The sequence below is a fragment of the Pseudomonas sp. Z1-29 genome, assembly GCF_051131995.1.
GTDB lineage: Bacteria > Pseudomonadota > Gammaproteobacteria > Pseudomonadales > Pseudomonadaceae > Aquipseudomonas.
Genome location: NZ_CP071645.1, coordinates 4455157 through 4473011, shown reverse-complemented (window position 1 = coordinate 4473011; position 17855 = coordinate 4455157). Strand labels below are relative to the sequence as shown.

The following is a 17855-nucleotide window of genomic DNA, read 5'->3' as shown; positions in this document are numbered from 1 at the left end:
ACGATCCTCAGGCGAACAGGCGGTCGGTGTTGATGAAGCCGCGCTGGTTTTCCGGGCGCGATTGGCGGCAGTGTTCGGCGACGCTGGGGTTGGCGTTCATCCAGCTGAGTTTGAGCGGCTGCGGCGCGTATAGCGGGTTCGGGTCCATCGGATGTTGCAGCGCGGTCAGCACCACCAGGGTGTCCATCGGTGCGTACAGCTCGATGTAGTCACCGGCCTTGGAGTTGCCCTCCACGAAATGGAAGTGGCCGGCCTCGTCGACATCGACCCGGCTGAACAGGTTGAGGGTCATCAGCAGGTCGGACAGACCCAACCCCCATTTGCCCAGTTCTACCAACAGGTTGTCGGTGCCGTTGCGGAAGAAGCCGTTGCGCAGTTCCTGGTAACGGCCCTGACCATACTTTTCAGCGACTTCCTCGGCGCAGAGCACGCCGCCAAAACTATCGCTCCAGCCACAGGTATCCGCAGTGATTGCCGCCAATACCCGGCCCATGTCCGAATACAGGCAATGACCGGCGGTGAGCTTGGCGGTGTGTTGGCATTTCAGACTGTCCGGCAGGTTCAGGCGCTCGGTTTTTTCGTTGGCATTGAGCAAGGTAAGGCTCACGTTGGCACCGCCACGCACATCGGTCAGGCGCAGCAACTGGCCTCGCTTGAGGACGAACGAGCGATGGCCGCCACCGGGCAGCAATTCTTCGGCGAAGGGGGGAAACAGCTGGATCGAATCGGTCATCGAATTTCTCCTTTCAAGCGATACGCAACGTGCCGGCCAGTTCGGCAGGCAGGGCGTCGACGGCGGCACGGGCGGTGCGGCGGTCGCTGTTCAGTGGGATGTCGTAGGTGATGCGTGCGCCATAGGCGCCGGGGGCATGGGGATCGACACGAACCTTGTCGAACACCAGCAGGCGGGTGCCAAGGCTGAAACCTTCGGACAGGTCATGGGTCACCATGAACACGGTCAGCCGGGTTTCCCGCCAGAGTTCCAGCAGCAGGGCATGCATGTCTTTGCGAATGCCGGGGTCGAGGGCGCCGAAGGGTTCGTCGAGCAACAACACCCGCGGCTTCATGATCAGCGCCTGGGCGATGGCCAGCCGTTGCTGCATGCCGCCGGAGAGCTGCGCAGGGTATTTGTCCAGCGCGTGGCCGAGGCCGACTTTGTCCAGCAGTTGTGCGGCGTCTTCGCGGGCCTGGCGTTTGGCGCCGCCGAACAGACGCCCCAGCAACGGCGAGCGCGGCAATTCCAGGCCGAGGGCGACGTTGTCCAGTACCGTCAGGTGCGGGAATACCGAGTAACGCTGGAACACTACTCCACGGCTGGCATCCGGCTCGCCCGCCAACGGCTCGCCGTCCAGCAGGATCTGTCCGCGACTGGCGCGTTCCTGGCCCAGCAGCAGCCGCAGGAAAGTCGACTTGCCGCAACCCGAGGCACCCACCAGGGTGCAGAACTCACCCTCGGCAACGCTCAGGTTCAAGCGCTCGAGCACCACTTGATCGGCATACTGCTGCCAGACGTTGTTCACGGTAATGAAGCTCATGCCTTCGCCCCCTCGTACCAGGGAAATGCTCGGCGGGTCAGGCGCTTGAGGCCCCAGTCCATCAGCCAGGCGAGCAGGGTGATCCACACCACGTAGGGCAGGATCACATCCATCGCCAGGTAACGACGCACGAGGAAAATCCGATAGCCCAGGCCATCGGTGGAAGCGATGGCTTCGGCAGCGATCAGGAACAGCCAGGCCGAACCCAGCATCAGCCGCAGGGAAATCAACAGGCGCGGCAGCAATTGCGGCAGGACCACCCGCAACATCAGGGTCCAGGTCGAGGCACCCAGCGTCTGGGCCTTGATCAATAGCTCAGGCGGAATTTCCCGGGCACGCTGCTCCAGGTCGCGGGCCAGGCACGGGGTGATGCCGATGACGATCAGCATCACCTTGGACAACTCCCCCAGGCCGAAGACGATGAACAGGATCGGCAGGATCGCCAATGGCGGCACCATCGACACCACGGTGAGTAGCGGCGACAACGGCGCGCCGAACAGCGGCAGCGTGCCGGCGGCGATGCCCAGGCACAGCCCGGCCAGGGCGCTGATGCCCAGGCCGATCGCCAACCGGCGCAGACTCGAAGCGGTGTCCTGCCAGAGCAGGTAATCGCCGCTGCGAGCGTCGGCGGTGAACGCCAGGCGTTTGACTGCATCGGCCATCTGCACAGCGCTGGGCAGCAGCTTGTCGTTGGGGTTGTCCGTCAGCCGTTCCGCCGAGCCCATGAAGTAGGCAAACAGCACCAGCGCAAATGGCAGGATCACCAGCAACAAGCGGCTGGGGCGATCGGGGTAGCGGTTGATCAGGCGCATGCCAGTCCTCCGGTCCTACAACTTGGCGTCGGCGGCCAGTTGCACGTAGGTGGGATCGAAGCGCAGCTTGAGGTTGGTTTTGTCGCCCAGGGTCACGCCATTGGCGAACGCCATGCCCACTGCGTCGGCATCCTTGGCGCCTTCACCCAGCAGACCGTGGCGGAACGAGAACTCGGCGACCTTGCGCAGGGTGGCGGGCAGTTGTTCGCTGGTGGCGAAGGCGAGGGCTTCCTTGGGGGTGGCGAACAGCTTGGTAGTGTCCAGTTGCGCCTGGAAACCTTTGAGATCAGTACCCGACGCCTTGGCCATGTGTTCCAGCGCGGCATTGGCGGCTGCGTTCCTGGCGTTCATCAGCGCCACCACTTCGAACCAGGCGCCGGTCAGTGCCTTGCCCAGGGCCGGGTTGTCTTTGAGGGTCTGAGTGTTGACCACCATCATGTCCATGATTTCGCCTGGGATCTGGCTGGAGTTGAATACTTCGCTGACACCCGGCTGGGCCTTGATGTCCGAGAGCATCGGGTTCCATGTCGTGACGGCCTTGACCTGGTCGGTGTTGAAGGCGGCAGAAATATCGGCGTCGGAGGTGTTGACGACTTTCAGGTCTTTCTCGGCGAGGCCGACCGAATCCAGGGCCCGAGCCAAGAGGTAGTGGGACACCGACAGTTCCACCAGATTGACGTCCATGCCCTTGAGGTCGGCGACTTTCTTGCCCTCGCCCTTGAGGACGATGCCGTCGTTGCCGTTGGAGAAGTCACTGACGATCAGTGCGGTGCTGTCCACGCCGCCGGCGGCGGGAATGGTCAGGGCATCCATGTTGGTCATGGTGCAGCCATCGAACTGACCGGCGGTGTACTGGTTGATGGACTCGACGTAATCGTTGAGCTGCACGACATCGATGGTGATGCCGTATTTCTTCGCCCATTTGTCAACGATGCCCTGGCTGCCGGCGTATTCCCAGGGCATCCAGCCGGCATAGATGGTCCAGCAGACGTTGAAATGGTCCTTGGGCGCGGCGTGGGATGGGATGCTCGCGAAGGCCGCAAGCGCGGCGAGGAGCAGTGAGGACAGACGAAGCTTGAGCATGGTGGTTCTCCAGTTGATCAAGGGCGGACAGGAGCAACGCGGCACCGCGAACGGTGGCTTGTCTCCCGGGCTTTTGTCCCGCCGTGTAACCTCAACTGGAGGTCGCCAACTCTCGGACCAGCCACTCGCCAGAGGCGAGCCGGAACCCTAGTCAGCCATTGCAAATTGTGGTGCCGCGAACCTGTGATGACTCCTGCACAAGTTCGTTAAAGCGAGAGCCGTGCCAAGTACGCGCAAGCCCCGGCCCAGAGCGACCGCATGCCAGGAAGGCGCGTACCTCAAACGGATTCATGCGTTGTTGTGGTGCCGTGGCGCACCGCAATGAAGCAAAAGGCTACATGTTTCGAGTTATTGCAACGTCGCACCAGATTCCGATTTCGCTGTCAGATTAATCGTCAGTCACCCCAATAGATGACTGCCGCCCGTCAGCGTCGCTGATGTGGCCCATCCGCGGTCCAGGAGGCCGCCATGTATCGACGACTGCTGCTCATTGCGTTTCTCGGTTTGACTCTTTCGGCCTGCGTGCCTTACTCCGACGGAGGCTCCAGCTACTACCGTTCCGAGGTCTACACCTCACCGGCGCCGGTCTATTACAGCGGCGGTGGAAGTTACTACTCGGCACCGCGTGGCTATTACGCACCACCACGGTACTACCAGCCGGCGCCGCGTTATTACTCGGCTCCACGCTACTACCAGCATGGCCCACGCTATTACTCGCCACCGCGAGCGGCGTATCGCCCCTATCCGCATCGGGGCGGTTGGGACGGCCGGGACCGGGGCGGCTGGAATGACGACCGTCGCGGCCGGGGCGGACGTGACCGTGGGCATGATCATCGGGGACGTGGCCATGATGGACGTGGTCATGACGGACGGGGCGGTCATCGCTGACGGATCGGCAGCAAAAAGCGGCGCATTGAGCGCCGCTTTTTTTGTGCCTGCGTAAAGCTAACCCTCTAAACCCTGTGGGAGCGAGCCTGCTCGCGAAGGCGGTATCCCCGACACAGCATTACTGTCAGGGCCGACGCCATCGCGAGCAGGCTCGCTCTCACAAGGGGGCGGGTTCCACCAAAGGTATGCCCACCAAAAGCAGGTCCGTTACTCATTGGACAAATCCGCCAACGGATGCCGCCCCTCCCATACCTTATGGAAATGCGCCTCGACCGCCGCTTGCGGCACATGATTGATATCCGGCCAATGCCAGCGCGGCTTGTGGTCCTTGTCGATCAACCGCGCCCGCACGCCTTCGCTGAATTCCGGATGGCGGCAGCAGTTGAGGCTCAAGGTGTATTCCATGCGGAACACACCGGCCAATGACAAAGGGCGGGCGCGGCTGATCTGCTCCCAGACCAGGTGCGCCGTCAGCGGCGAGCCTTCGGTCATGGTCCTGGCTGCCCGGGCGATCAATGGGTCCGGATGATCCACCAGCAGGCTGAGGGCTTTCCAGGCGCAGCGCACGTCGCTGACATCCAGCCACTCATCGATTTGCTGCCGACGCGGCAACCATTGGGCTTCGGGTTGTTGCGGCAGTGCTTCTTGCTGTAGAGCCTTGAGCAGGCTGTTGAGCTGCATCTCGGTCTGTTCTTGCCAGTTAAGCTGCAACAAGCCTTCGATCAGGTCATCCTGCTGCTCATCGAGCAGAAAGCGATCGGCCAGGCCCAGATCGATGGCATCCCTGGCGTTCATGTGGGCGCCGGTAAGGCCGAGGAACAGGCCAAGCTTGCCCGGCAGGCGCGACAGGAACCAACTGGCGCCGACGTCCGGATACAAGCCGATGCTGATTTCCGGCATCGCCAGTCGACTACTCGGCGTGACGATTCGCGTGCTGGCGCCTTGCAGCAGGCCCATGCCGCCGCCGAGTACATAGCCATGCCCCCAGCAGATCAACGGTTTCGGATACGTGTGCAGATTGAAGTCCAACCGGTATTCGGCAGCGAAAAACTGCGCCGCCAGCGGCGGCACTTCGCCAGGGTGGGCGCGACACGCTTCGACCAGGCTGCGCACCTCGCCACCGGCGCAGAAGGCCTTGGCACCATTGCCGCGCAACAGCACACAGACAATCTGCGATTCCCGGGCCCAGGCGTCGAGGCGATCGCGCAGGGCGTTGATCATCGGCAGGGAAAGGGCGTTCAAGGATTTTTCGGCATCCAGCGTGGCGACGCCCAGGCGCGCCCCGTTGATGCCGGTCAGTTCTTCGAAGTGCAGATTCATCGTGACCTCGATTGGAAAATTGAATGATCAGTATGACTGCTGTGGGGGAAAGTGCCGGATTGACGTCAGATCAATTGACAAGCCCTGTAGGCTTTCCTAGGGTGCGCCCATTGTTTCTACCGGGTGCACCCATGACCGCTGACGACCGTATCAAACTCGAACCCAGCTGGAAGCAGGCACTGCGTGCCGAGTTCGACCAGCCGTACATGGCGGAGTTGCGCGAGTTCCTGCGCAGTGAATACGCCGCCGGCAAGGAAATCTATCCGCCGGCCCCGCTGATTTTTAATGCGCTCAATTCCACGCCGCTGGACAAGGTCAAGGTGGTGATCCTCGGCCAGGACCCGTACCACGGCCCGGGCCAGGCCCATGGCTTGTGCTTTTCGGTGCAGCCGGGCGTGCCGACGCCGCCATCGCTGGTGAACATCTACAAGGAATTGAAGCGCGACCTGAACATCGATATCCCCAACCATGGCTATCTGCAGAGCTGGGCCGACCAGGGTGTGTTGTTGCTCAACACGACCTTGACCGTGGAGCGCGCCAATGCCAATGCCCACGCTAAAAAAGGCTGGCAGCACTTTACCGACAAGGTTATCGAAGTGGTCAGCGAACACCAGCCGCACCTGGTATTCCTGCTGTGGGGCGCTCATGCCCAGAGCAAGCAGAAGCTGATCGATGCGACCAAGCATCTGGTGTTGACCTCGGTCCACCCGTCACCGCTGTCAGCCCATCGGGGCTTTATCGGCTGCGGGCATTTCAGCCGGACCAACAAGTTTCTCCAGCAGCATGGCGAGCAGCCGATCGATTGGCGGTTGCCGCCGGTTTAGTGGTCAGCAATAAGGGCCCCTTCGCGAGCAGGCTCGCTCCCACAGGGGTTTGAGGACAAACACAAATCCCATGTGGGAGCGAGCCTGCTCGCGAAGAGGGCAACCCCGGTCTACAAGTCCGGATCCGTTCTGCGAACCCAATACCTGAACAACGGCTCCGCCAGAAACAGCACGAACAGCAGCCGCATCACCTGCAGCGCCGTCACCAACGGCACCGACAATTGCAGCGTCTCCGCCGTCAGGCTCATTTCGGCGATGCCGCCGGGCATCATGCCCAGGGTCAGCGAGCGCAAGTCCAGGTGGGTCCAGGTGCTCAGGCCCAGGGCCGCAAGCGTGGCGATCAGCATGGTCAGCACCGTGCCAATCAAGGTACGACCCATGAACGACGGTGCGCGGCGGAAGAACTGCCGGTTGAAATGACAGCCCAGGCCGCTGCCGATCAGCCATTGGCCGATCTGGCTGCCGCCGTCGGGCAGGCCGATGTGCAGGTCCCAGCCGATGCTCACCGCCGCGCTGACCAACAAGGGCCCGAACAGCCATGGATTGGGTTGGCGCAAGCGCTCCCAGATCCAGGCGAGCAGGGCACCCGCCGGAAACAGAACCGCCAGCCACAACCAATCCACCGCCGTGGCGTGTTGCACCGGCGTGCCGTCACCGAGCAGATACTTGAAGGCAGCCGGCACGCACAACACTACCACCAGTACGCGCAGGCTCTGGCCCGCGGCAACATGGCTGAGCATCGCGCCATTGCGGGCGCCGAGGTTGACCATCTCGCCGGAACCGCCCGGCATGCTGGAGAAAAAGGCCGTGGCGCGGTCTTCGCCGGTGCGGCGCATCAGCCAGACACTCACGATGCTGGACACGCTGGTGATCAGCGCGCCGAAGAAGATCAGGCCGAAGTGGCTGAGGACCTGTTCCATCACCAACGGCGTGAAGTGCAGGCCGATACCGATGCCCACCACCCATTGGCCGCATTTGCGGCCGCCGGGGATTTCCATCAGTTGCCAGGGAGTGAGACAGCGCACCAGGATGATCGCCAACAGCGAGCCGACCATCCAGGGCAAGGGCCAGCCGATCAGGCTGGCCAGATAACCGCCGGCCAGACCGACCAGCGGTGTTCCCCACCATTGTCTGAAAGTTGTCGCCTCAGACATTGGCCAGGGCACGACGCTGGGCACTGCGACGACGCCAGATGCGCAGCAGCGGCAGGAACAACATGATTGCCGTCAGGACCCAGCAGCCGAAGGTGATCGGGCTGGACCACAGGATTTCCAACGCGCCATTGGAGATCGACAATGCACGACGCAGGTTCTGCTCCATCAGACCGCCAAGGATGAAGCCCAGCAGCACGGGCGACAGCGGGAAATCCAGCTTGCGCAGGATGTAGCCGAAGATGCCGATGCCGATCATCAGGAACAAGTCGAATGTGGTCGCGTGCACGGCGTAAACGCCGATCCCGGTGATGATCGCAATGACCGGTACCAGCGCCCAGTTCGGCACGGCCAGGATGCGGGTGAAGATACGAATCATCGGGATGTTGAGGATCACCAGCATGACGTTGGCGACGAACAACGAAGCGATCAGGCCCCAGACGATGTCCGGCTGTTGCTGGAACAGCAGCGGGCCGGGCGTGATGTTATAGAGGGACAGCGCGCCGATCATCACCGCCGTGGTGCCGGAACCTGGGACGCCGAGGGTCAGCATCGGCACCAGCGCGCCGCAGGCCGCGCCGCCGATGGCGGTTTCCGGCGCCGCGAGGCCACGCTTGTCGCCCTGGCCGAACGTCCCACTGGCTCCAGCCATGCGTTTTTCGGTCATGTAGGCCACGGCACTGGCCAGGGTTGCGCCCGCGCCAGGCAATACGCCCATGATGAAACCGAGCACGCCGCAGCGGATGTTCACCCAGAACACCGAGGCCGCTTCCTTGAAGTTGAACATCATCCGCCCGGTGGCTTTCACCGCTTCCTGGCCGCGATGGGTTTTTTCCAGCAGCAACAGAATCTCGCTGATGGAGAACAGGCCCAGCACCAGCACGACGAACTGGATGCCATCGGTCAAATGGATGTTGTCACCCGTAAAACGGTACACGCCGCTGTTCGCATCGATGCCGACGCAAGACAGGAACAGCCCGATCAGCGCAGCGATGAAGGTCTTGAGCGGCCGGTCACCGGCCATGCCGCCGAGGCAGACAATGGCAAACACCATCAGGACGAAATATTCCGCCGGTCCGAAGGCGATCGCCCATTTGGCCAGCAGTGGCGCAAACAACACCATGCCGCATGTGGCGATGAACGCGCCGATGAACGAACTCCACGCCGACAGCGACAACGCCACCCCGGCCAGGCCTTGGCGGGCCATCGGGTAGCCGTCCAGGGTGGTCATCACGGTGGAGGCTTCACCGGGGATGTTCAGCAGGATCGAGCTGATACGTCCGCCGTATTCGCAACCCAGGTACACCGCCGCCAGCAGGATCAGCGCCGACTCCGGCGGCAGTCCCAGGGCGAAGGCAATCGGGATCAGCAGCGCCACGCCGTTGATCGGCCCCAGGCCCGGCAGCAGGCCGACCACGGTACCGATCAGCGTGCCGCTCAACGCGGTGACGAGGTTGTAGGGCGTCAGCGCAACGCCAAAACCCTGGCCGAGATAATTCAGGGTATCCATATCAATTCTCCAGGACGCCGAGCAGGCCCAGGGGCAGCGGCACGTCCATCAGCTTGTCGAACAACAGATAAAGACCAATGGCCATGAGGCTGATGATCACCACGCTCGGCACCCAGCGGCCGCCGTACAGACGTGCCATCGGCACGCCGATCAGAATGCTGGCGAGGATGAATCCCAAGGGCTCGAAGGTCCCGGCGAATACCAGCAGCAGCGCCACGCAGATACCGATCTTCTGCAGGGTTTCACGGTCCAGGTGCGGATCGTCTTCGCTGTGCACGACGGGCGTGGGACGAAACAGCATGTACAGCAGCGCCAGCCCCATCAGCCCGAGTATCAGCAGGGGAAAGGCACGCGGGCCAACCGGTTCATAGGAAAAGGCTGCCTGATAGGGCCAGGCCATCAGTGCCAGGCCGATGCAGGCCAGCAGCAGCACCGCGGCAATAATACGTTGGATGACGAGCATGACTAACTCCTGGGCGGCGCCGACTGTGCCGGTGCCGCCGCGAGAACAGAGGCGATTACTGGATCAGGCCGAATTCTTTGGCCAGCATCTTGTAGTCGGCCACTTGCTTCTTCACGTAGGCGTCCAGCTCCGGACCGGTCATGGCGAACGGGAACAGTTCCCGTTGGTCGCGCAGCTTGGCGAACTCTTCGGAGGCCAGCAGCTTGTCAAAGGCGTTTTTCCACCATTCGTATTCTGCATCGGTGACCTTCGGGCCCAGGTAGAAGCCACGGACTACCGGCCAACGGATGTCGTAGCCTTGTTCCACGGCGGTCGGGATGTCTTTCATCTCCGGCTCGTCCAGGCGTTTATCAGAGAACACCGCCAGCAAACGCATGTCGCCGCTCTGGATGTGTGGCATGGAGTCGGAGATGTCGGTACTGCCCACCTGGATATGGCCACCCAGCAGCGCGGTCGCGATTTCACCGCCGCCTTCAAGGGCCACGTAGCGCAGTTTGCGCGGGTCGATACCGGCGGCCTTGGCAATCAAAGCGGTCTGCATCCAGTCCTGGCTGCCGACTGTGCCGCCGGAACCGATCACCACCGAGCCCGGATCTTTCTTCAGGGCCTGTACCAGATCGTCGAGGTTTTTGTAGGGCGAATCGCTTTTTACGGCGATGGCGCCATAGCTGGTGCCGACGGCAGCGAGCCAGCGCACATTGGTTTCGTCAAAACGGCCAAACTTGCCTTGCGCCAGGTTCAGCAAAGAGCCACTGGACCAGGCCACCAGCGTGCCGGCGTCTGCCGGGCGTTGTGCGACCACCGCGTTGTAGGCCACCGCGCCGACACCGCCGGGCATGTAAGTGACGCGCATCGGCTTGGTCAGCAGTTTTTCGTTGACCAGCGCGCTTTGCGCCAGTTTGCAGGTCAGGTCGAAACCGCCGCCAGGGGCAGCGGGTGCGATGCATTCCGGGCGCTTCGGCTCTTTGGATGGGTCCGCGGCGAGCAATTGCCCGGCGAACATCAGGCATCCGGCGGCCAAGGCTACTTTGCGCAGTGATAGGTTCATTTTTGTCTCCACAGGAGTTGTTGTTGTGTGTTTCAAGTCAGGCTTCGCAGAACATGTACGGTGCAGATCCGCAAACGCGTTTCAAAGACGCGGCAGTTCGGTCTGCGCAGCGGCACAGGCAAGGGTAGTCTGGTTGGGGCAGGAATGGCGGGTGGGCGTTGAAGCCAGAAGCTGTACGGACAGCATGATGAATACTCCGCTTATTGTTTTTATTCGGCGAAAACGCTTCGAGGCGTTTTTCGTTTCGCAAGGTGTTTCGCGACCGGCAGTCGAAACTGTCCGTGGAGCGACTCTAGCGGCCCAACCTTTCGCTAACCTTTCAAAAGCTGCCAGGATGATTTTGAGCTTCACAGTGGCGGATGCGGCTGTAAACTCCGCGCCAAAGAATGGCCGCGACCATCCCTGAATCGAGGAAAATCCCATGCGTGTCCTGCTCGTCGAAGACCATCTGCAGCTCGCCGAAAGTGTCGCCCAGGCCCTCAAGAGCACAGGGTTGACGGTGGATGTGCTGCACGACGGGGTGGCCGCCGATCTGGCCTTGAGCAGCGAGGAATACGCGGTGGCGGTCCTTGATGTCGGGCTGCCGCGCATGGACGGCTTCGAGGTGCTGGCGCGCTTGCGGGCGCGGGGCAAGACGCTGCCGGTGCTGATGCTGACCGCTCGCAGCGACGTCAAGGATCGGGTCCATGGCCTGAACCTCGGCGCCGACGATTACCTGGCCAAACCTTTCGAACTCACCGAGCTTGAGGCGCGGGTAAAGGCACTGCTGCGCCGTAGCGTACTGGGTGGCGAGCGGCAGCAGCGCTGTGGTGGACTGGTCTACGACCTGGACACTCGGCGCTTTACCCTCGACGAGGAACTGATGACCCTGACCTCTCGCGAGCAGGCTGTCCTGGAAGCGTTGATCGCCCGGCCCGGGCGGGTGATGAGCAAAGAACAACTGGCAGCCCAGGTGTTCGGCCTGGACGAAGAGGCCAGCCCCGACGCCATCGAAATCTATGTCCATCGCCTGCGCAAGAAGCTCGACGGCCATGCGGTGGCAATCGTGACATTCCGCGGGCTGGGCTATCTGTTGGAAAACCGCGATGCATAAGCCCGACAGCCTGCGCTGGCGGCTACTTCGCAACCTTGCTTCGTTGCTCGTGGTACTGATGCTCGCCAGTGGCCTGAGCGCCTACTGGAATGGTCGTGAAGCCGCCGATACGGCCTACGACCGGACGCTGCTGGCGTCGGCCCGAACCATCGCCGCCGGTCTTTCGCAGCGCGACGGTACCCTCAGCGCGGACGTACCTTATGTCGCTCTGGACACCTTCGCCTATGACAGTGCCGGACGTATCTATTATCAAGTCAACGACATCCACCAGAAGCTGATCTCCGGCTACGAGAATCTTCCCGGGCCGCCGCCCGGTACGCCGCGCACCGACGATTACCCGGCGCTGGCACGTTTCTACAACGCCAGTTACCAAGGGCAGAATGTGCGCGTGGTAAGCCTGCTCAAGGCCGTGAGCGAACCCGAAATGAACGGCATGGCGGAAATCCGCGTGGCGGAAACCGAAGAAGCTCGGGTCAGCATGGCCCGCGGCTTGATGGCCGATACCTTGTTGCGGCTGGGCATGCTGGCGGTGGGCGCGCTGTTGCTGGTGTGGTTCGCGGTCAGCGCGGCGTTGCGCCCGCTGGAACGCTTGCGCACGGCGGTGGAGGAACGCCAGCCGGACGATCTGCGGCCGTTGCCGCTGGTGGAAGTCCAGCACGAATTGTGGCCGTTGGTACGTGCCCTCAATCATTTCACCGAACGGCTGCGCGGCCAGTTCGAACGCCAGGCGCAATTCATTGCCGATGCCGCCCATGAGCTGCGCACGCCACTCGCGGCGCTCAAGGCTCGCCTGGAGCTGGGCTTGCGCGCCAGCGAACCGTCGACCTGGCGCGAAACCCTGGAAACCGCCGCCCAGGGCACTGATCGCTTGACCCATCTGGCGAATCAACTGCTGTCGCTGGCGCGGGTGGAGAACGGCGCGCGGGCAATTGCCGAAGGCGGTGCACAGTTGCTCGACCTGAGCCAGCTCGCCCGAGAACTGGGCATGGCCATGGCGCCACTGGCCCATGCCCGTGGGGTTGCGTTGGCCCTGGAAGCCGATGAACCCGTCTGGTTACGGGGCGAGCCGACTTTGCTCAACGAGCTGTTGAGCAACCTGGTGGACAATGCCCTGGCCCATACTCCTTCGGGCGGTAACGTGATCCTGCGGGTCACCGCGCCGGCGGTACTGGAAGTCGAGGATGACGGCCCGGGCATTCCCGAGACTGAGCGGGAACGGGTATTCGAGCGCTTCTATCGGCGCAACCAGCAAGTGGCCGGCTCGGGATTGGGGTTGGCAATTGTCGGAGAAATCTGCCGTGCGCATCTGGCGCAGATCACCCTGCATGATGGGCAGGAGGGCGGGTTGAAGGTGCGAGTGAGTTTTGCTCCTGGCTCAGAATGAGCCCGAGCCGAATGCCACAGATTGTGACCAACACACATTCATTGCCCGGCCTGCTTAATAAAACATCGACCGAGCTTCTTCGATATCCGCGCAGCGGTCCTTGTTGTCCAGGTCGATGCCCAGCTTCCTGATCGCCGGAACCCCGAACGCGTCAATCCTGCTCAGCGGGTGGTCGGCATCCTTGTAGCAGTACAGCGCGGCAACCTGCACCAGGTCGACATAATCGAGTTGCTTCGAGTCTCGGGTGAAATCCAGGTACAGCCCCGGCAACTTCACCAACCGCTCCGGAAACTCCCAGACGCTGAGCAGCTTGTCCCCCAGCACGGGATGGATCGTCTCGATGACGTGATTGAGGCTGACCGGGTCCGACAGCAGTTCATTGTTGTCCTCGGCGTACGTCAGGATCGGCAGCACGCCGATCTGATGGACCAGTCCACCCAGCGCCGCCTGATCGGGCTTGAGATGCGTGTAGCTGCGACATAACGCATAGCTGACGCCGGCGATCTCCAGGCTCTTGCGCCAGACTTCCCGCATCTTTTGCTCAACCACTTCGGAGCGAGCATGGAATATCTGCTCCATGACCAGCCCGATCGCCAGGTTGCTGCTGTAGTTGACCCCCAACCGCGTGATGGCCGTGTGCAGGTCCGTTACTTCCTGGGTGGCACGCAGCAGGGGGCTGTTGACTACTTTTATCAGGCGCGCCGAGAGGGCGGTGTCACGACCAATCACTTTACTCAGGTTGCTGACGCTGATTTCCGGGTCTTCGGCGGCCCGGCGAATCTGCATGGCCACTTCCGGTAATGTTGGCAGGACCAGGTCATCATTATCGATGGCCGCCACCAAATCCCGCTGGACCTTATCCGCCAAATCGCTCATTTCGGTTCTCTAGGGTGTTGCGACAAAATGTTGCGATCAACGCTGGATTTCGCGGTCGCGGTCCAGTTCGTAAGGCAAGTCCAGCAATTGTAGCGCGGGTCCTTCCAAAGCTCCGAGGTGCAAATTGCCATCTTCCGCTGCTTCGGCCTGCAACACCGCCAGCAGTTCAATGTTTTGTTCGGCGCGGGCAGCAATGACCACTTCGCCGATGGAACTGCCGTGAGTGGGGGAGAATAGTGGAGTGCCCGGCTCTGGCAGCTCGCCTGCCTCCAGCTGCAGGCGATACAGCCGGCGCTTGAGCTTGCCGAGGTACTGCATGCGCGCGACGATTTCCTGGCCGGTGTAGCAGCCTTTCTTGAAACTCACGCCGCCTACGGCCTGCAGGTTGAGCATCTGCGGAATGAACAGCTCGCGAGTAGCCGGCATGACCTGGCCAATGCCCGCGCGAACCTGGCCCAGCAGCCAGCGGTTGAGATCGCCTTCGGCCAGTTTCGCGCTCAGGCGAGTGCGCAGCGTATCGGCCTGTTCAGCGCGAGCCCAGAGTTCGGCGCGGCCTGGAGAGACGCGGATGGCGATCAAGGATTCATGGCGAACCAGGCTGTCAGTATCGACCGGCAGTTCCAGGCCCAGGTCGGTGAGCGTGGCATCGGCGCCTTCCAGTCCGAAACGAACCCATGCGGCGCTCTCGTCGGTGAGCTTGGATTTGGAGAACACTGCGTATTTTTTCAGGTCCGCCAGTTGCGGTTCGAGCAATTCGCTGGCCATTGCCAGGAGCACGCCGTCGCCTTCAAGCAGGATCCTGAAGCTCGATTGCATCCGGCCCTTCTGGGTGCAACGGGCGCCGAGGCTGGCCCGGCTGTCGCTCAGGTAGTTGAGGTTGCAGGTCAATTGGCCTTGCAGGAATTTGCTTGCGTCCACGCCGCGGACCGCGAGAACGCCTTCGTGGGACAGGGTGCAGAAAAAAGCGGAATCAGCCATGGGTCATCGCAGGGTAAAAAGTCTGGCAGACATCATAAGGGGACGCCCTTGAAATGGGTAGTTCACAAAGGATCGGAGGCGCCCGACCAAAGCCGTCTGTTCCGCTACGGCCGGGCCTGTATACTTGCGCTCTATTTGAGGAGTGCTCCATGGTCGAAGATGTTGAACTGAATCGCCTCTACTGGCACAGCCGCCGCGGCATGCTTGAGCTTGACGTGCTGCTGGTGCCGTTCGTGAAGGAGGTCTACCCACACCTTGATGAAGTCGACCGTGCGTGTTACGTCCGTTTGCTCGAATGCGAGGATCAGGACATGTTCGGCTGGTTCATGGAACGCAGTGAATCCGAGGATCCGGAACTGCAGCGCATGGTCCGGATGATCCTGGACCGTGTCCAGCCCAAGTAGCCGCTTCGAGTGCCGCTGGCGCGCCTCCCGGCAGCTGCTGGCGGCCTATCTCCTGGCCCAGGTGTTTGCCTTGGGCTCGTTGTTTCTGTGCTCGATTCCTCCCTGGCTCGCAGTCGTTGCTTCGATGTTGTGCCTGGGCCACGGCGCCTGGGTGCTACCGCGATATCTGTTGCTGAGCCATCGCCAGGCTTTTCGTGGTTTGCGTCGCGATGCCGACGGCTGGCAGCTCTGGAGCGAGGGCGGCGGCTGGCAGGCGGTGCAGTTGCGGCCGGACAGCCTAGCGTTGCCGATGATCGTGGTGCTGCGCTTTCGCTTGCGGGGCGAGTGGTGGGTCCGCTCATTATGCGTGCCCCGCGACGCGCTGGCGCCGGATGTCCATCGGCGCCTGCGGGTCCGGCTCAGGTTCAGCCGGCGTAGGTGGGCGGCACCAGGATAGTGTCCAATGCCTCGGGCAGCAGGTCCGGGTAGTCGAGAGTGTAGTGCAGTCCTCGGCTTTCCTTGCGCTCCATGGCTGAGCGAATCATCAGTTCCGCCACCTGCGCCAGGTTGCGCAACTCGATCAGGTCGCGGCTGACTTTATAGTTGCTGTAGAACTCATCGATCTCATCGAGCAGCAAACGCACCCGATGCTGGGCCCGTTGCAGGCGCTTGTTGGTGCGTACGATGCCGACGTAGTCCCACATGAAGCGCCGCAGTTCGTCCCAGTTGTGGGCGATGATCACGTCTTCGTCCGAGTCGGTCACCTGGCTGGCATCCCAGGTAGGCAGGGTGGTCGGGATGGCAACCTGCGGCAACTGATCGAGGATGTCCGCCGCCGCCGAGCGGGCATAGACGAAACATTCCAGCAGCGAATTGCTGGCCATGCGATTGGCTCCGTGCAATCCGGTGAAGCTGGTTTCGCCAATCGCATACAGGCCGGGTACATCGGTGCGGCCGTGCTGGTCGACCATCACCCCGCCGCAGGTGTAATGCGCCGCTGGCACCACCGGGATCGGCTGCTTGGTGATGTCGATGGAAAATTCCAGGCAGCGCTCATACACCGTGGGGAAATGACTTTTGATGAAGGCTTCGGGTTTGTGGCTGATGTCCAGGTACACGCAGTCGATGCCCAGGCGCTTCATTTCATGGTCGATGGCCCGCGCAACGATGTCCCGTGGGGCCAGTTCGGCGCGAGGATCGAAGCGCTGCATGAAGCGTTCGCCGTTGGGGAGCTTCAGATGAGCGCCTTCGCCGCGCAGTGCCTCGGTCACCAGGAAGCTCTTGGCCAAGGGGTGATACAGGCAAGTGGGGTGGAACTGGTTGAATTCCAGGTTCGCCACTCGGCAGCCTGAACGCCAGGCCATGGCAATGCCGTCACCGCAGGCACCGTCGGGGTTGCTGGTATAGAGATAGACCTTGGCCGCGCCGCCGGAGGCGAGGATCACGAAGCGCGCCCCGTAGGTGTCGACTTCGCCGGTGCCACGATTGAGCACATAGGCCCCCAGGCAGCGGTCACCTTCCAGGCCGAGGCGTTTCTCGGTGATCAGGTCGATCGCGACTCGCTGTTCCAGTAATTCGATGTTCGGCCGTTGCCGGGCCTGGGCCAGCAGGGTCTTGAAAATTGCCGCGCCGGTCGCATCGGCTGCATGGATGATCCGCCGGTGGCTGTGGCCGCCTTCGCGTGTCAGATGGAATTCAAAGCCGCCATCTTCGGTGCCCGATTGCTCGTCACGGGTGAAAGGCACGCCCTGGTCGATCAGCCATTGGATGGCTTCCCTGCTGTGCTCGACGGTAAAACGCACGGCTTCGCGATTGCACAACCCGCCGCCGGCGTTAAGCGTGTCGTCGACATGGGATTGGATAGTGTCCGTGTCATCCAGCACGGCGGCGACGCCGCCTTGGGCCCAGAACGTCGAGCCGTTGGCCAGGTCGCCTTTGCTCAGCACTGCTATGCGCAGGTTCGCGGGCAATGTCAGCGCAAGGCTCAATCCGGCGGCGCCGCTGCCGATTACCAGAACATCATGTTGAAACTGTTGGCTCATTCGAATGGTTTCCGCTCAAAGCGACCCGGGTCGGGGTGGGTGCCAGGCATCCGGTTCAATGGGGGCAGGCGACCGTGCAGCCCACTAGTATATAGAGGGGGGGATCGGCACAATAGCCGGGCGTTCATGGCAATATGGAACCAGTGCGACAGGGAAGCGACGCGCTTCGTCGGATCAAGGTTTTGCTGAAACGGCGACAACGCAGCCTTTTCGAGGACAGAACGCTGTTTATCTCGTCACGGTTGCTAAATTTTCGTTTCGAAGAGCTACAAATGGTGGGAACTTTTGCCAAGCGCCTAGGTTCAATAGACGGTTGTCTGCAAAAGGGAACAGCGTCGGGTTGGTGCAGGACTTCGATTCGAGTCCCATCCGACAGGCCCGACGACAGATTATTCGCGCGGCCGGGCAATCCCGTGCTGCGTTTTTCGTGCGTGCCGGATCAGAGCACGCCGGAAACTTGCTTGG

The 17855-nt window shown here is 62.0% G+C and carries 18 protein-coding genes and 1 riboswitch; of the genes, 6 read left to right on the top strand and 12 right to left on the bottom strand.

Annotated features, from left to right (window positions below; all coding sequences use genetic code 11):
* Positions 1-7: 7 nt before the first annotated feature.
* The 4 genes from J3P84_RS20325 to J3P84_RS20310 are packed head-to-tail and all read right to left on the bottom strand — an operon-like array spanning position 8 to position 3430.
* Positions 8-733 carry an urea amidolyase associated protein UAAP1 gene (locus J3P84_RS20325; RefSeq protein WP_434625454.1) on the bottom strand — a complete coding sequence of 242 codons (726 nt, stop codon included), beginning with the start codon at positions 731-733 and terminating at the stop codon, positions 8-10.
* 13 nt (positions 734-746) lie between these two features.
* Positions 747-1535, bottom strand: a complete 789-nt coding sequence (locus tag J3P84_RS20320) for an ABC transporter ATP-binding protein (protein WP_434625452.1) — start codon at positions 1533-1535, stop codon at positions 747-749.
* Positions 1532-2347 (bottom strand): ABC transporter permease, encoded by an 816-nt coding sequence (locus J3P84_RS20315; RefSeq protein WP_024616101.1) that lies wholly within the window; start codon positions 2345-2347, stop codon positions 1532-1534. The genes J3P84_RS20320 and J3P84_RS20315 overlap by 4 nt, the downstream gene beginning before the upstream one ends.
* Before the next feature lie 15 nt (positions 2348-2362).
* Positions 2363-3430 carry a putative urea ABC transporter substrate-binding protein gene (locus J3P84_RS20310; protein ID WP_434625450.1) on the bottom strand — a complete coding sequence of 356 codons (1068 nt, stop codon included), beginning with the start codon at positions 3428-3430 and terminating at the stop codon, positions 2363-2365.
* Between the two features lie 60 nt (positions 3431-3490).
* Positions 3491-3592: riboswitch (guanidine-I (ykkC/yxkD leader) on the bottom strand.
* 306 nt (positions 3593-3898) lie between these two features.
* Here J3P84_RS20310 and J3P84_RS20305 point away from each other — a divergent pair.
* Positions 3899-4318, top strand: coding sequence for a hypothetical protein (locus J3P84_RS20305; RefSeq protein ID WP_305496228.1), 420 nt, complete (start codon positions 3899-3901; stop codon positions 4316-4318).
* Between the two features lie 207 nt (positions 4319-4525).
* On the opposite strand, the gene J3P84_RS20300 is transcribed toward J3P84_RS20305, so the two are convergent.
* Positions 4526-5638 (bottom strand): enoyl-CoA hydratase/isomerase family protein, encoded by a 1113-nt coding sequence (locus tag J3P84_RS20300; protein WP_434569501.1) that lies wholly within the window; start codon positions 5636-5638, stop codon positions 4526-4528.
* Between the two features lie 131 nt (positions 5639-5769).
* On the opposite strand from J3P84_RS20300, the gene ung reads away from it, so the two are divergent.
* A complete protein-coding gene (gene ung / locus J3P84_RS20295; RefSeq protein ID WP_305496226.1) occupies positions 5770-6462 on the top strand; it encodes a uracil-DNA glycosylase in 693 nt (230 codons plus the stop codon).
* 110 nt (positions 6463-6572) lie between these two features.
* On the opposite strand, the gene J3P84_RS20290 is transcribed toward ung, so the two are convergent.
* The 4 genes from J3P84_RS20290 to J3P84_RS20275 are packed head-to-tail and all read right to left on the bottom strand — an operon-like array spanning position 6573 to position 10634.
* A complete protein-coding gene (locus tag J3P84_RS20290) occupies positions 6573-7616 on the bottom strand; it encodes an AbrB family transcriptional regulator (RefSeq protein ID WP_434625447.1) in 1044 nt (347 codons plus the stop codon).
* The gene (locus J3P84_RS20285; protein ID WP_434603045.1) at positions 7609-9123 is read right to left on the bottom strand and encodes a tripartite tricarboxylate transporter permease; all 1515 of its coding nucleotides are present in this window, start codon (positions 9121-9123) and stop codon (positions 7609-7611) included. Before J3P84_RS20285 ends, J3P84_RS20290 begins: the two co-directional genes overlap by 8 nt.
* A gap of 1 nt (position 9124) precedes the next feature.
* Positions 9125-9586 carry a tripartite tricarboxylate transporter TctB family protein gene (locus J3P84_RS20280; RefSeq protein WP_305496223.1) on the bottom strand — a complete coding sequence of 154 codons (462 nt, stop codon included), beginning with the start codon at positions 9584-9586 and terminating at the stop codon, positions 9125-9127.
* A 55-nt stretch (positions 9587-9641) separates the two neighbouring features.
* A complete protein-coding gene (locus J3P84_RS20275) occupies positions 9642-10634 on the bottom strand; it encodes a Bug family tripartite tricarboxylate transporter substrate binding protein (RefSeq protein WP_434569497.1) in 993 nt (330 codons plus the stop codon).
* Between the two features lie 421 nt (positions 10635-11055).
* Here J3P84_RS20275 and J3P84_RS20270 point away from each other — a divergent pair, with 421 nt between their 5' ends.
* Together J3P84_RS20270 and J3P84_RS20265 are read left to right on the top strand one after the other, a co-directional pair.
* Positions 11056-11727 carry a response regulator gene (locus J3P84_RS20270; protein ID WP_305496222.1) on the top strand — a complete coding sequence of 224 codons (672 nt, stop codon included), beginning with the start codon at positions 11056-11058 and terminating at the stop codon, positions 11725-11727.
* Positions 11720-13111 (top strand): sensor histidine kinase, encoded by a 1392-nt coding sequence (locus tag J3P84_RS20265; RefSeq protein ID WP_434625444.1) that lies wholly within the window; start codon positions 11720-11722, stop codon positions 13109-13111. The genes J3P84_RS20270 and J3P84_RS20265 overlap by 8 nt, the downstream gene beginning before the upstream one ends.
* A gap of 54 nt (positions 13112-13165) precedes the next feature.
* Here J3P84_RS20265 and J3P84_RS20260 read toward each other — a convergent pair whose 3' ends face one another.
* Complete coding sequence (locus J3P84_RS20260; protein ID WP_434569494.1) at positions 13166-13987, bottom strand: HDOD domain-containing protein; 822 nt, start codon at positions 13985-13987, stop codon at positions 13166-13168.
* A 36-nt stretch (positions 13988-14023) separates the two neighbouring features.
* Complete coding sequence (locus J3P84_RS20255) at positions 14024-14965, bottom strand: YgfZ/GcvT domain-containing protein (protein ID WP_434625442.1); 942 nt, start codon at positions 14963-14965, stop codon at positions 14024-14026.
* 149 nt (positions 14966-15114) lie between these two features.
* Here J3P84_RS20255 and J3P84_RS20250 point away from each other — a divergent pair, with 149 nt between their 5' ends.
* Together J3P84_RS20250 and J3P84_RS20245 are read left to right on the top strand one after the other, a co-directional pair.
* Positions 15115-15369 carry a succinate dehydrogenase assembly factor 2 gene (locus J3P84_RS20250; RefSeq protein WP_039593311.1) on the top strand — a complete coding sequence of 85 codons (255 nt, stop codon included), beginning with the start codon at positions 15115-15117 and terminating at the stop codon, positions 15367-15369.
* Positions 15353-15805 (top strand): protein YgfX, encoded by a 453-nt coding sequence (locus tag J3P84_RS20245; protein WP_434569492.1) that lies wholly within the window; start codon positions 15353-15355, stop codon positions 15803-15805. Before J3P84_RS20250 ends, J3P84_RS20245 begins: the two co-directional genes overlap by 17 nt.
* Here the strand turns inward: J3P84_RS20245 and nadB are convergent.
* Positions 15774-17390, bottom strand: coding sequence for an L-aspartate oxidase (gene nadB, locus J3P84_RS20240; protein WP_434625440.1), 1617 nt, complete (start codon positions 17388-17390; stop codon positions 15774-15776). The genes J3P84_RS20245 and nadB overlap by 32 nt on opposite strands.
* Positions 17391-17855: the final 465 nt, after the last annotated feature.